This is a genomic window from Pseudomonas phytophila (assembly GCF_025643095.1).
In the GTDB taxonomy this organism is placed as follows: Bacteria; Pseudomonadota; Gammaproteobacteria; order Pseudomonadales; family Pseudomonadaceae; genus Aquipseudomonas; species Aquipseudomonas quasicaspiana.
On record NZ_CP081201.1, the window covers coordinates 3,762,697 to 3,777,492 of the forward strand.

Here is a 14,796-nt window from a genome sequence, read left to right on the forward strand (position 1 = left end):
CCATGTCCAGTGCATTCAGGATTGAACGTTTGCAGGGCCGGCACGCAGCGGCTTATCGAGATTTGATGCTGGACGCCTACACACGGCACCCCGAGGCATTCACCTCCTCCACAGAAGAGCGCGCGGCCCTGCCCTTGTCCTGGTGGGAAAACCGGCTCAATGCGGCAGAAGATGCCGGGCAAGTGGTGTTCGGCATCACTGACGGTGACGCCGTCCTGGGTGCGGTAGGGCTGACCTTCAGCAACCGGCAACGGGCGCGACACAAGGTTTTACTGTTCGGCATGTATGTGGTGGCCGAGCAGCAAGGCAAAGGTCTGGGCCAGTCACTGATCGATGCGGCGTTGAGCTATGCACGTAAGCGGCCACACACGTTGCTGGTACAACTGACTGTCAGTGAAAACAATGCATCAGCACGCAAGCTTTACGAGCACAACGGATTCGCATCATTTGGCCTGGAGCCATTGGCCGTAGCGACCGCAACCGGATTTATTTCCAAGGTCCATATGTGGCGGGAATTACGCGAGTCCTGACGCACGCTGGCCGCCTTCAACTTGCGTGCATGGCCCCGCCACCGCGCGGGATTGGTACCTTCGGTCTTGCTGAACATATGAGAGAAATGCGCCTGATCGCAAAACCCGCATTCGGCGCTGATTTGCGTGAGGGTCATTTCCGACTCTTTGATCAGTTGCTTGGCCTGCTCGATGCGCTGGTTGCGAATCCATTCCTGGGGGGACATGCCCGTGCTGCGCTTGAATGAGCGCGAGAAATGACTGCGCGTCAACTCGCAGGACGCTGCCAGAAAAGGCACAGAGACTTTCTTGCTCAGGTCAGCAGTGATGAGTTGTTTGACCAATGCCAACCGGCCAGGAGAAAGACCGCCGGTGACCGGCTCATTCAGCCCGTCGTTGACGTCGTGCAGCGGATTGTCCATGACGATAAAACCTTGCGAAATATCCTGGAGTCATCTTCGCAGTCGTCAGTTTTCTAACAACCCTCACGAGGGGAGCACAACGGCCATCAAGGTGCCTGATCAGGACAAACCTTGGCAGCACGGTGCTATCGAGCAGCACACACAAAACCTGTGGGAGCGAGGCTTGCCCGCGATGAGGGCACCGCAGATATCAGGTTCTATCGCATCCAGCCTTATCGCGGGCAAGCCTCGCTCCCACAAAGACCGCAAGACTATAACAAAGCAATCGATCAACCAAACTGCTGTCGATACTGGCTCGGTGTCAAACCCAGCCTGTCGCTGAACAGTGAGCGCATATAACGCACACTACCAAAGCCACTGCGGTGAGCAATTGTCTTGAGCGGCAGCACGGTGGTTTCCAGCAGATTGCGCGCCCGGTCCAGTCGAGCATTCTGGATGAACTCCATCGGCGTCATGTTCACTTCTCGGCTGAATACCCGAGCGAAATGTCGCGGGCTCATGGCTGCCATCGAAGCCATTCGCTCGATGCTGAACTCTTCGTCAAGGTGCTCGATGAGGTAGTTCTGTATCCGGGTGATCGGCGTTTCCTGCGTGGCAACAGTCGCCACCAGCGGGCTGAATTGCGCCTGACCGCCCTGCCGCTTCATTACCACCAGTAAAACCTTGGCGACATCCAGCGCGACTTTTCTGCCGTGATCTTCCGCTACGAGTGCCAGTGCGAGATCGATCCCTGCCGTGACCCCGCCAGAAGTCACCAGGCGGCGATCCTTGATGTAGATCTGGTCGGTGGTCACCTGAGCCGCCGGGAAACCCTTGATCAAGCGCTCGGTGTAATGCCAGTGAGTGGTGACGGTGTGACCGTCGAGCAAACCGGCTCTGCCCAGCAAAAAAGCGCCGGTGCAAATCGAACCGTAGAGAGTCGATTCCTGCGCCGCTCGCTGCAGCCAGGCCACCAGCGGCGGATGACTGTCGTTATAAGACCCCGGACCACCCGGTACCAGCAGCAGATCGAAGGCTGTCGGTGCAGTTTCAACGCAGACGTCAGGGTGAACCGTGACGCCATTTGACGCGCGAATGGCCGACGCCTGGGTGCCCACAGTGGTCAACTGATAGTGTCTGGAGGGCTCGAGATAGCGGTTTGCGATAGAGAACACCTCCATCGGCCCGGCCATGTCGAGCAACAGGAAGTCAGGAAACAAAACGATTGCAACGGTCTTCATGCTCTTACATCGCCCAAATCGAGTTCAACACCCTAAAGCAAAGGCCCGGGACCGCGGCTGCGTCGGTCCCGGGCCTTGACCCGTGCACATACTAACGTTTTGAGTGGCGCTTCGCCGCTATCGGCTGGCTCGCCAGTTTCAGACCTTTACGGCTCAGTCATCGAGGGTTTTAGGCGCACCTTTCGCTGGCTTGCCAGCCTTTTCCGCGCCGGGCTTGGCCTCAGGCACCGGTGCAACCGCTGCCGGAGCGGTGGCAGCCTTTTCTTCGGTTGGTAATTGATCAACCGTGGTGAACAAATCTTTCACGGAAACAGGGCCAAGCTGGTCGAGTTTTTTCTCACCGTCCTTGCCCACCAGAACGACCTTGGTTCCCCTGCTCGCCCCCAGTTTCAGCTCCCGAATCAGCGCCATGGTTGACTGAGGATCAAGGTCTTTACCGTCACGTTTGCCGATCATGGCAACCACCGTATAAAGCACCATGCCACGCTCTGCGAAACCCTTCTGGTTTTCCGGTTCCTTGAGCTCTTTTTGCAGGTTGACCAGTGTCGGGTCCAGTGTGCTCGGCGCGATAACAATCAATGGGCGCGACTTGCCGCGGTCCTGGTTCAGAGGGCTGTCGCTGTCAGCCGCGAGCAGAGGGCCCGCAGAGATAAGCAACGTGGCGAGGGTCAACGACCGGATAAACATAAATGGCTCCTTCAAACCTAGACAGGACACTAGTCGGGCTTTCGACGCTGTTTTAGATGTTTTGTTCTCATTGGGTATAGCTCAACAGCCGTCGCAACCCTTTTATTTAACGGGTGCGGACACCAGCTTCAGTCCGACAATGCCAGCCAGAATCAGCAAAAAACACAAAATCCGCAACACACTGCGATCTTCGCCCAGTACCAGCATGCCGTAAACCGCAGTGCCCAACGCACCGATTCCGACCCATACAGCATAAGCCGTACCGACCGGAATGGTGCGGGTCGCCACAGACAGCAGGTACATGCTCAGACAGATGAAAAAACCGCAGAACAGACTGGGCAACAGCCGGGTAAAACCATCGGTACGGGGCATTACCGCGGCATAGATGATTTCGCAGGCACCTGCGAATAACAGAAACATCCAGCTCATCGAACTTCCTCGGAATGGTTTTCTTTAGTTGGCGTCGGGACAAAATAGCGGTGCCAGAGCGGTTGGTGCAAGGTTGAAAGCCGGTCCCAGTGAATTGCGCAGCTCCCACAAAAACTGCATTCCAAACCGCCTCCTGGCACCTTCCCACAAGTTTTATCTGTATATCCATACAGATAAAACTTGCCGAAAACGTCCTTACTGCTCATGCTGTGCCCCCATCAAAACCCGTAAAAAACGATGGTACCCATGCGGTTGTTTCTGTGCGAAAAACCCTCCCAGGCCAAAGATATCGCCGCTGTACTAGGCGCGAGTCGACGTGGTGATGGCTGCTGGGTGGGGCCCAACGCTACGGTGACGTGGTGCATCGGCCATCTGCTGGAAACCGCGCCACCTGACAGTTACGACGCTCGCTACAAACGCTGGGTGCTGGATGACCTGCCCATCGTTCCGGAAAAATGGAAGATGCTGGTCAAGCCACGCACGGCCAGTCAGTTCAAAGCGGTCAAACGCCTGTTGGGCGAAGCCTCCGAACTGGTCATCGCCACCGATGCCGACCGCGAAGGCGAGATGATCGCCCGGGAGCTGGTGGACCATTGTCGTTATCGCGGACCGATACAACGCCTCTGGCTCTCGGCGCTCGACGATGCCTCAATCCGCAAGGCCTTGAACGCCCTCAGGCCAGGCGCCGAAACCTTCAGCCTTTACCACTCGGCGCTGGGACGCTCACGGGCAGACTGGCTGATCGGCATGAACATGAGTCGCCTGTTCACCCTCCTCGGCCGCCAGTCGGGCTATCAAGGCGTATTGCCGGTGGGACGCGTACAAACCCCGACGCTGCGGCTGGTAGTGGATCGTGATCGCAGCATCGCCGATTTCGTGCCCGTGCCCTTCTGGGCTATCGATGTGCAACTGCTCCACGCTGACCAGCCCTTCACTGCTCAATGGCGTGCCGCTGCAGATGTCTGTGACGACCAGGATCGATGCCTGAATCAGACGACTGCGCAGCAAGCCGCTGAAACCATGCGCAACGCGGCGACTGCCAGGCTTCTGAAACTGCGAACCGAACGGGTACGTGAAGCCGCGCCGCTGCCTTTCGACCTCGGTACGTTGCAGGAGGTATGTTCGAAAAAATTGGGTCTCGGCGCACAGGAAACACTGGACGTTGCTCAAGCGCTATATGAAACCCACAAAGTCATCACCTATCCACGCAGCGACTGCGGTTACCTGCCAGTCAGCCAGCACAGCGATGCATCGAAGATCATTGCCGCACTGGGTCGCGCAGACCCGGCGCTGAACGAGCTGCTCAAACACCTTGATCCAGGTCGCCGCTCTCGGGCCTGGAACGACGCAAAAGTCAGCGCTCACCACGGCATCATCCCCACCGGCGCGGGCAAATCCCTCGATCAACTGACCGGCAAATACCGCGCAGTGTTTACCTTGATTCGGGCCCGTTACCTTGCGCAGTTTCTGCCCAACCATGAATACGATCGCACGCAGGCCGACTTCGACTGTGGCGGTGAAAAGCTCCGGGCGACCGGCAAGGTGATCGTCGAACCAGGCTGGAAGCGCGCATTGCCGGAAGCTCTGACGCCCCCAAAAGGTCGGGAAGCGCCCGCACCGCAAGCCTTGCCAAAGCTGACCGAGGGCAGCGATTACGCGGTCGACAACGTCACTCTCAAGGATCTCTGGACCCAGCCACCCAAGCCGTTCACAGAAGGTGACCTGATCAAGGCGATGAAGAATGTCGCCCGTCTGGTGGAAGACCCGCGCCTCAAACAGAAACTCAAGGACACTACCGGGATCGGCACAGAAGCGACACGTGCTGGCATCATTCAGGGCTTGCTGGATCGAGGTTATCTGAGCAAGAACGGCAAAGCCCTGGCGGCGACACCGGCTGCATTCAGCCTGATCGACGCGGTGCCCCGCGCAATCGCCGATCCGGGCACTACAGCCATCTGGGAACAGGCGCTGGACATGGTCCAGGCTGGCGAGATGAGTCTCGAAGAGTTTGTCGCCCGGCAGGCCACCTGGATGAGCAAGCACATCAGCCGCTGTATGGGCACGCGCATGGTCATTACCGCATCTGCAAGTCCTGCCGGAGGCAAGCCGCCATGGAAAGGCAAACGCAAGACCGGCAAGCGCAAACCTGCGGGCACCAGTACCGCCAAGCCACGACGTGCAGCCAAAACTGCCAGCAAACCGTGATCGGGTATAGGATGCCAGCTGTAACCCACTCACTTGCAAGGAGTTGACGCTTAATTGATTCACCGGTTGAATGGCGATGCCTGCTCAGGTGCGCACAATCAGCCGCACCTCAATAATCAAGAGCAGCAACTCAGACAAGGAGGATATTGAGTCAACCCGGTTTGTCGGCCCGCTTAAACCGTGGTGTTGGCTTTTGCCCCACGGTATTCAACAAGACACTTGCCCGCCCTGCCGCCTTTTCGTGCAGGGAAACGCAGGGTCTCACTATTCAGATGCGCGTGAGCCCGACTGGCTCACCGGCATTTCTTCAAGGGAATTCAGAATGCCCCCAAGACAAGTAATCAACGCCTCGGTCAGTCCCAAGGGCAGCCTCGAAACACTGTCCCAGCGCGAAGTACAGCAACTCAGCGCCGCCGGTTCAGGCAGCATTTACACCCTCTTCCGCCAGTGCGCCCTGGCTATTCTCAACACCGGCGCGCATGTCGATAACGCCAAGACCATTCTTGAGGCCTACGAGAGTTTCGAAGTCCGCATTCACCAGCAGGATCGTGGTGTACGCCTTGAGCTTCTCAATGCGCCCGCCGATGCATTCGTCGACGGCGAAATGATCGCCAGCACTCGTGAAATGCTGTTCAGCGCCTTGCGCGACATCGTTTACACAGAGAGCGAGCTGGACAGCCAGCGCATTGATCTCGAAAGCTCCCAAGGCATCACCGACTACGTGTTTCATCTGCTACGCAACGCTCGCACGCTGCGTCCGGGTCTTGAACCGAAGATGGTGGTTTGCTGGGGCGGTCACTCGATCAACACCGAAGAGTACAAATACACCAAGAAAGTGGGCCATGAACTTGGCCTGCGTAGCCTGGACATCTGCACCGGTTGCGGTCCCGGCGTGATGAAAGGCCCGATGAAGGGCGCGACCATTGCCCACGCCAAACAGCGGATCAACGGAGGTCGATATCTGGGCCTGACCGAACCCGGCATCATCGCGGCAGAAGCGCCTAACCCGATCGTCAACGAGTTGGTGATCCTGCCCGATATTGAAAAACGCCTTGAAGCCTTCGTGCGCGTTGGCCACGGCATCATTATCTTCCCGGGTGGTGCGGGCACCGCAGAAGAGTTCCTTTACCTGCTGGGCATCCTCATGCACCCGGACAACCACGACCTGCCTTTCCCGGTGGTGCTGACCGGTCCGAAAAGCGCTGCGCCGTATCTGGAACAACTGCACGCGTTTGTAGGCGCGACCCTGGGCGAATCGGCTTACAAGCACTACCAGATCATCATCGACGACCCGGCTGAAGTGGCCAGGGAAATGACTGCCGGGCTCAAGACCGTCAAACAGTTCCGCCGTGACCGCAATGACGCGTTCCACTTCAACTGGCTGCTGAAAATCGACGAAGGCTTCCAGCATCCGTTTGATCCGACCCATGAAAACATGGCAGCCCTGCAGTTGAGCCGATCATTACCGCCGCATCAACTGGCGGCCAATCTGCGTCGTGCGTTCTCGGGGATTGTCGCCGGTAACGTCAAAGACAAAGGTATTCGTCTGATCGAGCAACATGGGCCATACGAAATCCATGGCGACAACGAAATCATGGAACCGCTGGATCGACTGCTGCACGCGTTCGTCGAACAGCACCGCATGAAGCTGCCAGGTGGCGCGGCGTATGAGCCCTGCTATCGGGTGGTGACTTGAGGGCTGTTGTGAGTTATTGATTGATCGTACTGCGGCTATTCGTTTAGCTGAAATACGGCTCCAAAGTTAAACCTCAGCGCCTGAATCGTCGGAGTGCCGCCCAGACCAAGCCTCGCTCCCACATGAGATTGCATACCCTGTGGGAGCGTGGCTTGGTCTGGGCGGCACTCCGACGATACAGTCACCGCAAAATTAACCGGAATGCCAGATAAAGCCGCTCAGCTACATACCTCTTCAAGCGTCAACGTCATTGGCAACACCTCAGCCTTCAGGCCGCGTCCTCCCACCCCAGTACACGACGCCAGCGTCTTGCAAACCCCCAACACAATCTCATCGATCTCCTGCTCATTGACGGTCAACGGCGGTAACAGACGAATCGTCTTGCCCCGCGTGACGTTAAGCAGCAGGCCATGCTCGTGTGCGGCAATCGCTGCCAGATTTGCCAATGGTCGGGTCAACTCGACGCCCACCATCAAGCCCCTGCCACGAATATCCAGAACATCCGGGTGTTCACTCAGGGCGGCGCGCAATCCGGCCAGCAACCGTTCGCCCTGCAACCGGGCGTTATCCAGCAGGCCCTGATCCTTGAGAATATCCACGACTGTACAGCCAGCCCGGCAAGCCAGCGGGTTGCCGCCGAACGTGCTGCCATGGCTGCCCGGCGTGAACAGCTCAGCCGCTTTGCCTCGCGCCAGGCAGGCACCGATGGGGATGCCATTGCCCAGGCCTTTGGCCAATGTCATTACGTCCGGGACGATGCCTTCATGCTGGAACGCGAACCACCGCCCGGTGCGGCCCATACCGGTTTGAATTTCATCCAGCATCAACAACCACGCGCGCCGACTGCACAACTCACGCAAGGCCTTCAGATAACCCGGCGGAGCCAGTTGCACGCCACTTTCGCCCTGAATAGGCTCCAGCAAGATGGCCGTGATGCGATGGCCATAGGTCTTGCATATCTTGTCCAGTGCGGCGAGATCGCCAAATGGCACTTTGACGAAATCACCCGGTAACGAATTGAAACCCAACCGCACGGCAGGCCCATCACTGGCAGACAAGGTCCCCAGCGTCCGACCGTGGAATGCATTGTCCATCACGACCACCAGCGGCTTTTCAATGCCTTTGTGCCAGGCATACAGCCGGGCCAGCTTCAACGCCGTCTCATTGGCTTCCGCGCCGGAGTTATTAAAAAACGCCCGGTCCATGCCCGCCAGCCCGGTCAACTTCCGAGCGAGCTCCTGCTGCCACTGAATGCTGTACAGGTTAGAAGTGTGCATCAGCAAGCCTGCCTGCTCACTGATCGCCGCCACCAGCCGGGGGTGCGAATGACCGACGTTGGTAACAGCAACACCCGCCACCGCATCCAGATACTCGCGACCTGCCTCATCCCACAGGCGAGTGCCAAGGCCGCCAGTGAAACTTAGCGTCAACGGAAGGTAGGTGCTCATCAGGCAAGTGGCGGTCATGTTCGAAACTCCATCTCAGGCGTGTTTTTTTCCAGTATCGTTAGCAACCTGAGCTGGATAAACGGCGATTTCCTTCAATGATTTAAAAGTAAGGCTTGATAATGGATTTGCTCCAGGCAATGTCGGTGTTTGTCAAAGTGGTGGAAACCGGCAGCATGACGGCCGCTGCACTCGAGTGCGGTATGTCGACCACCATGGTGGGCAACCATTTGCGCGGGCTCGAACAACGACTGGGGGTCAGCCTGCTCAAACGCACCACGCGTCGCCAGGGGCTGACTGAGTTTGGCGCTACGTACTACCAGCGTTGTGTGGATGTTCTGGCGCTGGTTGCCGATTCGGAGCAATTGGCAGCGCAATCCCAGGACATCCCCCAAGGGACCTTGCGCATTACTGCACCGTTTACATTCGGCTCGGAAAGCCTCGCGCCGGCGCTAAGCGAGTTCATCCGCCGCTACCCGCAAATCAAGCTGGATATTGTGTGGAGCAACGAGCGCATGGATTTGATCGGTCAGGGGTTCGACGCGGCGATTCGTCTGGGCCAGATTCATAGCTCAAGCCTGATTGCCAGGCCCTTGCAGGATTACACCCTAACCCTGTGCGCAGCACCGTCGTATCTGCAACGTCGCGGCACACCCGTCGAGCCTATGGATTTGCAGCAGCATGATTGCCTGGCGTTTGCCTACCCGGCCGGAGATGACTGGAGTTCAGTCGAAAAACACTGGCGACTAACGGGGGCTGAAGGCGAAATATTAGTGCCGGTCAGCGGCCCGATCACCATGAACACCTCTGCGGGACTGCACAAAGCTGCACGCGCCGGAGCCGGGATCGTGATGATGCCTGACGCGCTGGTTCAGGAAGATCTGGAAAACGGCAAGCTGATCGCCCTGCTACCTGACTACCAACTTCCATGCCGCCCCATGCACCTGCTTTACGCCCAGGATCGCTACCGCTCGCCGAAGCTACGCAGTTTTGTCGACTATGTCGTGGAATTATGGGGTCGGCCTGTTTGACAGTTGTCGCCGAGTCGCCCGCGTCCATGGCACCGCGCTGTCTCGCGGCAACCAAGGACCCTGTAGGAGTGAGCTTGCTCGCGATAGCGTCGGTTCAGGCGATAAATTCGTCGACCAAAAAACCGAATCGCGAGCAAGCTCACTCCTACAGGTCCAGCATCTGCCTGACACATCGCTAGGTCGCACACCACATGAAATATCTGTAGGAGCGCACGAGCAACGCGAGGCCGCGATGGCGGTGTGTCAGGCAAACCGTCATCGCTGGCCTCGTAACCTCGGTGAGCTCCTACAGGTCCAGCATCTGCCTGACACATCGCTAGGTCGCACACCACTGAATTATCTGTAGGAGCGCACGAGCACCGCGAGGCCGCGATGGCGGTGTATCAGGCAAACCGTAATCGCTGGCCTCGTAACCTCGATTGTTGTGGCTCAATATTTATGGACCATGATGTAGGAGTATCAACCTAAGGAAGCATCATGGGATTTCGGGTCGTTACAGCCGAAGAAAAAGCCGAGGCTATTCGCCTTGTCGTTGAGTTGAATTACTCAGTGCCTAAAGCGTGTGAGCAGACTGGCGTAGGGCCTACCGCGTTGCGGCGCTGGGTTTCACGGTGGCGCAAGGAGCAGGTAGGAGCCGCGCAAACTACCCGGCCTCAGGATCAAGATCTCATCGACTCGCTGCAGGCCAGATTGGCACTGCTGGAGGCCGAGAACGATGTTTTAAAAAAGCAGTTGCCCTCTCATCTAAAGGTGCTGTTTGGCCGAAGAAAATGATTGAGGGCGCTACAAAGAAGCTGTCGGTTCGACGCTTGTGCTGCGTACTGAGCATACCTCGCAGCAGTTATTACGCCATGCGTCGGCCTCGAGCTAAACGCAGTATCGAGCCGCAGTTAGAGAAGAAGATCCGGCTTTTGCACAAAGAACATCGAGGCGCGCTGGGCAGTCGCGGATTTGTTAAAGCGCTGAAGGCACAAGGCGTCCAAATGGGGCGTCATCGTATGCGCAGCTTGATGAAGAGTCTGGGTTTGGTGAGGCGTCGGGCACAGCATGCGCACTATCGACGGGCTACCAAACCGTCCAACATTGCGCCCAATGTGCTGGCACGACGCTTTAACCCTGAACATCCCAACACGTTCTGGGCGGGAGACATTACCTATATCCGTGTCGGTGGTAGTTGGCTGTACCTGGCAATTGTGATGGATCTTTTCTCGCGCAGGATCGTTGGCTGGGCGTTTTCAAGGACGGCCGATACCGAGCTTTCATTGCAGGCTTTACGACTTGCGGTGGGGCTGCGCCGACCTTCTTCCGAGCTGGTGTTTCACTCGGATCAGGGATGCCAATACACCGCTGACCGCTTCGTTAGCTATCTGGCCGAGAAGCAAATCGTGCAGAGCATGAGTCGGCGCGGAAACTGTTGGGACAATGCGGTAGTGGAACGCTACTTCCGATCACAGAAACACGATTGGTCACCTGAGAACGGTTACTCGAATCACTTCGAGGCAGAACGAGACGTGATGGATTTTATTGCTCACTACAACCATCGACGTTGCCACTCTGCCTCGAATAACCTGCCGCCAGCTGTTTTCGAAAAACTGGCGGCCTAACACTCCTACGGAACGGTCCAAAAAAACTGGACCATTACAGATGGGCTCCTACAGGTCCAGCATCTGCCTGAACATCGCTAGATCGCACAGCACATGAAAATCTGTAGGAGCGCACGAGCACCGCGAGGCCGCGATGGCGGAATGTCAGGCATACCGTCATCGCGGGCCTCGTAATCTCCGTGAGCTGCAGGCCGACTATTCAATTAATCCCTACCGCGCCGCATCCCCCCATCGATACTCATGAGTAATCTCATCGAGCTGCGTCTTCAATGACTCATCCAGCACAAAATCTGCCGCAGCCAGGGTGTCATCCAGTTGCTCCGGACGACTCGCTCCGATGATTGCCGAAGTGATCACCGGATTGGCCAGCACCCATGCAACAGAGGTAGTGGTCATGGGTTTGCCCGCCTCGTTGAGCAAGGCCTTGAGCCGCTCGATACTCTGGAACTCACGCTCATGCCAGTAGCGCTGCTGATATATCTCCCCCGCCTCGCCCACACTCGCCGTGAAACGACCATCGCTGGGCGTGCGTTCCAGCGCATGCTTGCCGGTCAGCAAACCGCCGGCCAGCGGGTTATAGGGAATGACCGCCAGCCCTTCTTCTTTGGCCAGAGGCAACAACTCGCGCTCGATCTGGCGGAACAACAGGTTGTAGCGCGGCTGAATGGAAACGAAGCGGGTCAGCCTCAGGTAGTCCGCCCTTCCCAGCATCCTCGCCATTCGATAAGCCAGGAAGTTCGACACCCCGATATAACGCGCCTTGCCATGCTTGACGATGATGTCCAGCGCCTCAAGGGTCTCATCCAGCGGGGTCAGCGGGTCATCCATATGCAATTGATAAAGGTCGACATAGTCGGTGTTCAATCGTTTGAGCGAAGCTTCAATGGCATCGAGCAGGTGCTTGCGCGAATTACCCTTATTCCAGGCCGCGGGCCCCATGGAGCCACTGGCCTTGGTGGCGAGGATGAAGCGGTCACGTTTACCTTTGAGCCAGCTGCCAACCACTTCCTCGGTTCGCCCCACTGCATCGAATTTGGCACCGAGTGGGTAAACGTCCGCCGTGTCGATGAAGTTCACCCCGGCATCCGTGGCGTGATCAATGATTCGGTGTGAAACCTGAGCGTCAGTCTGCAAGCCAAAGGTCATGGTTCCCAGACAAAGCCGGGAAACACTGAGGCCTGTCCGGCCGAATTGACGATATTGCATGCTGCTTCTCCTTCGGGCTTCGAAAACTCAAGCCCCTGAGGATAGCCGTGCAAGATGCTGCTGTGGGGACCGCTCATCAAGCCTGACCAAATGAGGGGTGTTCAGTGTCCAGAAGCCCTGGGGATAAGAAAAGTTCCAAGTATTCAAGACAAATTATTTCCTGGTTTGAAATTGCACTGCTACGCTTTTTCCTGACCCTCAATCGGGGAATCCCTAGTAAACACAGGTAATGGACACCCCCAGAACAACACAGGTGCGCCAACTCACCCTCGAATGAAGCAGTCGTCGTCAAATCGACTGACGATTGACGCCATTAATGTGACTAAAGTCTCAGTCGTGTTTGCAGATAACAAAGTATTCGCCATTTCTCCTTATTGAGTCGTTCAAGGATCGAACCATGATGCAGAGCCAAAACGGTAGTTCTCCTGTTCAAGGCCGCCAGACGCTCTTCCTGTGGTTTCCACTGGTGCCTGCTGCTGCAGGATGTGCCGCGCTGTTGCTGTCGGCCTCTACCCAATTGAACATGGGTCTGAGTGCCGCGGTACTGGCTGTCGGTGTTGCCACGGGGTTGTTCGCGGCGGCCAGTCAAAACCGGAAACTGCAGGCCATTGCCATCGCTGCGGGCTTGCAACAACAGCAAACTGCCAATAGCGCATCGCTGAAATCCAGCGCGCAGATCAATGAAGTCCTGCTGGGCGCGATGCCCATCTGGGCCAAGCAAGTCGAAAGCTCACGGGAGCAGACCGAAACCGCCATCGTCACCCTGACCGGGCGCTTCACGGGCATCTCTTCGCGGCTGCAGGAAACGGTTCATGCGTCGCAACATGCGGCGGGTGATCTTGGCGGTCAAAGTGGCGATGGTGCGCTGCAAGTACTCGCGCAAAGCGACAGCGATCTGGTGCAGGTCATCGATTCTCTCAAGGCCACGCAGACCAGCCGTGACGAAACCCTGGCTCAGGTTCGCAACCTCACTGCTTACACCGGTGAATTGCGCACAATGGCCGCCGACGTCGCAGCCATCGCCGCACAAACCAACCTGCTGGCACTCAACGCAGCCATTGAAGCGGCCCGCGCGGGCGAAGCCGGGCGCGGTTTTGCGGTGGTCGCCGACGCCGTGCGCAGCCTGTCGAGCAAGTCCAGTGAGACCGGTCAGCAGATGTCCGCCAAGGTCGACATCATCAACAGCGCCATCAACCAACTGGTGCAGGCCGCTTCCAGTGGCGCGGACCAGGACAGCAACTCGGTAGCGAACTCCGAGAACACCATTCAGCGCGTACTGGAGCGCTTCAAGAGCGTGACCGAGCGCCTCGCCGAGTCCGCCGAAATGCTTCAACAGGAAAGTTTCGGTATCCGTGACGAAATGACAGAAGTGCTGGTCAGCCTGCAATTTCAGGATCGGGTCAGCCAGATACTGGTTCATGTGCGCGACAACATTGACGACCTGCACGCCCATCTTCAGCAGGCGACGCAGGCACCTGACCAGGCCGTGGCGATTGATGCACGCAGCTGGCTCGCGCGTATGGAAGCGACCTACGCCACCGACGAGCAGCGCAACACGCACCACGGCAGCAGCGCCGGACAACAGAATTCACAAGAAATAACCTTTTTCTAGGAGAGCCACATGGCTAAAAACATTCTGGTCGTCGACGACTCCAGCAGCGTTCGACAAGTGGTCGGCATCGCCCTGAAAAGCGCAGGTTATGACGTTATCGAGGCGAGCGATGGCCGTGACGCCCTGAGCAAGCTCACCGGGCAGAAAGTGCACCTGATCATCAGCGACGTGAACATGCCAAACATGGACGGCATCACCTTCGTCAAAGAGGTCAAGAAGCTGCCGAACTACAAGTTCACCCCGATCATCATGCTGACCACCGAATCTCAGGAATCGAAAAAAATGGAAGGCCAGGCAGCAGGCGCAAAAGCCTGGGTGGTCAAGCCGTTCCAGCCAGCACAAATGCTCGCGGCTGTTTCCAAGCTGATTCTGCCCTGATTGCCTGCTACTTGATGCCTGATACCAGGAGGTTGTGATGCCGCTTGCATGTGAAATTCTCAATGACACGGCACACGTGAACATCGACGGTGAGCTGACGATTTACACCGCCTCGGACTTGTCCGCTCAGTTGCTTCCGCGACTGGGCGCAACGCCGCAGATGCAGATCGATCTTTCGCAGATCACCGAAATGGACGGCGCAGGCTTGCAACTGCTGATCATGGTTACCCGCGAGGCCTCGAAGGCCGGGACGGCACTGACCCTGACCGGGCATAGCAATGCGGTACTGGAAACCCTGCAACTGAGTGGTATGGGCCCGTCGGTTTGACTACCGACTCGCCCGGCTGCTGCA

The 14,796-nt window shown here is 57.5% G+C and carries 15 protein-coding genes; 9 read left to right on the forward strand and 6 right to left on the reverse strand.

Features of this window, described 5'->3' with window-relative positions:
• Nucleotides 1–2 precede the first annotated feature (2 nt).
• A complete protein-coding gene (locus K3169_RS17025; protein WP_263267220.1) occupies nucleotides 3–530 on the forward strand; it encodes a GNAT family N-acetyltransferase in 528 nt (175 codons plus the stop codon).
• Here the strand turns inward: K3169_RS17025 and K3169_RS17030 are convergent.
• The 4 genes from K3169_RS17030 to K3169_RS17045 all read right to left on the reverse strand — a co-directional run bounded on the left by K3169_RS17030 (nucleotide 422) and on the right by K3169_RS17045 (nucleotide 3,267).
• Nucleotides 422–931 (reverse strand): helix-turn-helix domain-containing protein, encoded by a 510-nt coding sequence (locus tag K3169_RS17030; RefSeq protein WP_122704141.1) that lies wholly within the window; start codon nucleotides 929–931, stop codon nucleotides 422–424. The two genes, K3169_RS17025 and K3169_RS17030, sit on opposite strands and share 109 nt — an antisense overlap.
• Nucleotides 932–1,200: 269 nt before the next feature.
• Nucleotides 1,201–2,151: a GlxA family transcriptional regulator gene (locus K3169_RS17035; protein ID WP_263267221.1), complete on the reverse strand. Its 951-nt coding sequence runs from the start codon at nucleotides 2,149–2,151 to the stop codon at nucleotides 1,201–1,203.
• Between the two features lie 153 nt (nucleotides 2,152–2,304).
• Nucleotides 2,305–2,838 (reverse strand): DUF4174 domain-containing protein, encoded by a 534-nt coding sequence (locus K3169_RS17040; RefSeq protein ID WP_027902744.1) that lies wholly within the window; start codon nucleotides 2,836–2,838, stop codon nucleotides 2,305–2,307.
• Between the two features lie 102 nt (nucleotides 2,839–2,940).
• Entirely contained in the window at nucleotides 2,941–3,267 is a 327-nt protein-coding gene (locus tag K3169_RS17045) for a DMT family transporter (protein ID WP_027902743.1), read from the reverse strand.
• A 246-nt stretch (nucleotides 3,268–3,513) separates the two neighbouring features.
• Between K3169_RS17045 and K3169_RS17050 the strand changes: the two genes are divergently transcribed.
• Together K3169_RS17050 and ppnN are read left to right on the forward strand one after the other, a co-directional pair.
• Nucleotides 3,514–5,472 carry a DNA topoisomerase III gene (locus K3169_RS17050; RefSeq protein ID WP_231677876.1) on the forward strand — a complete coding sequence of 653 codons (1,959 nt, stop codon included), beginning with the start codon at nucleotides 3,514–3,516 and terminating at the stop codon, nucleotides 5,470–5,472.
• Nucleotides 5,473–5,794: 322 nt separating this feature from the next.
• Nucleotides 5,795–7,168, forward strand: a complete 1,374-nt coding sequence (gene ppnN / locus K3169_RS17055; RefSeq protein WP_027898418.1) for a nucleotide 5'-monophosphate nucleosidase PpnN — start codon at nucleotides 5,795–5,797, stop codon at nucleotides 7,166–7,168.
• 218 nt (nucleotides 7,169–7,386) lie between these two features.
• On the opposite strand, the gene K3169_RS17060 is transcribed toward ppnN, so the two are convergent.
• Nucleotides 7,387–8,634 carry an aspartate aminotransferase family protein gene (locus K3169_RS17060; RefSeq protein ID WP_263267222.1) on the reverse strand — a complete coding sequence of 416 codons (1,248 nt, stop codon included), beginning with the start codon at nucleotides 8,632–8,634 and terminating at the stop codon, nucleotides 7,387–7,389.
• 101 nt (nucleotides 8,635–8,735) lie between these two features.
• On the opposite strand from K3169_RS17060, the gene K3169_RS17065 reads away from it, so the two are divergent.
• The 3 genes from K3169_RS17065 (at nucleotide 8,736) to K3169_RS17075 (ending at nucleotide 11,248) form a co-directional block, all read left to right on the forward strand.
• Nucleotides 8,736–9,644: a LysR family transcriptional regulator gene (locus K3169_RS17065; RefSeq protein WP_099269316.1), complete on the forward strand. Its 909-nt coding sequence runs from the start codon at nucleotides 8,736–8,738 to the stop codon at nucleotides 9,642–9,644.
• 477 nt (nucleotides 9,645–10,121) lie between these two features.
• Complete coding sequence (locus K3169_RS17070) at nucleotides 10,122–10,418, forward strand: transposase (protein ID WP_095096866.1); 297 nt, start codon at nucleotides 10,122–10,124, stop codon at nucleotides 10,416–10,418.
• On the forward strand, nucleotides 10,334–11,248 hold the full coding sequence (locus K3169_RS17075; protein WP_231677976.1) for an IS3 family transposase: 915 nt from the start codon (nucleotides 10,334–10,336) through the stop codon (nucleotides 11,246–11,248). The genes K3169_RS17070 and K3169_RS17075 overlap by 85 nt, the downstream gene beginning before the upstream one ends.
• A 210-nt stretch (nucleotides 11,249–11,458) precedes the next feature.
• Here the strand turns inward: K3169_RS17075 and K3169_RS17080 are convergent, their stop codons facing one another.
• Nucleotides 11,459–12,454, reverse strand: coding sequence for an aldo/keto reductase (locus tag K3169_RS17080; protein WP_263267223.1), 996 nt, complete (start codon nucleotides 12,452–12,454; stop codon nucleotides 11,459–11,461).
• A gap of 700 nt (nucleotides 12,455–13,154) precedes the next feature.
• On the opposite strand from K3169_RS17080, the gene K3169_RS17085 reads away from it, so the two are divergent.
• From K3169_RS17085 to K3169_RS17095, 3 genes are read left to right on the forward strand one after another with little or no spacing between them, the layout of a single operon-like run.
• The gene (locus tag K3169_RS17085; protein ID WP_410478266.1) at nucleotides 13,155–14,066 is read left to right on the forward strand and encodes a methyl-accepting chemotaxis protein; all 912 of its coding nucleotides are present in this window, start codon (nucleotides 13,155–13,157) and stop codon (nucleotides 14,064–14,066) included.
• Nucleotides 14,067–14,075: 9 nt separating this feature from the next.
• Nucleotides 14,076–14,444: a response regulator gene (locus K3169_RS17090; protein ID WP_027902808.1), complete on the forward strand. Its 369-nt coding sequence runs from the start codon at nucleotides 14,076–14,078 to the stop codon at nucleotides 14,442–14,444.
• A gap of 37 nt (nucleotides 14,445–14,481) precedes the next feature.
• Complete coding sequence (locus tag K3169_RS17095; protein ID WP_122398400.1) at nucleotides 14,482–14,772, forward strand: lipid asymmetry maintenance protein MlaB; 291 nt, start codon at nucleotides 14,482–14,484, stop codon at nucleotides 14,770–14,772.
• Nucleotides 14,773–14,796 lie beyond the last annotated feature (24 nt).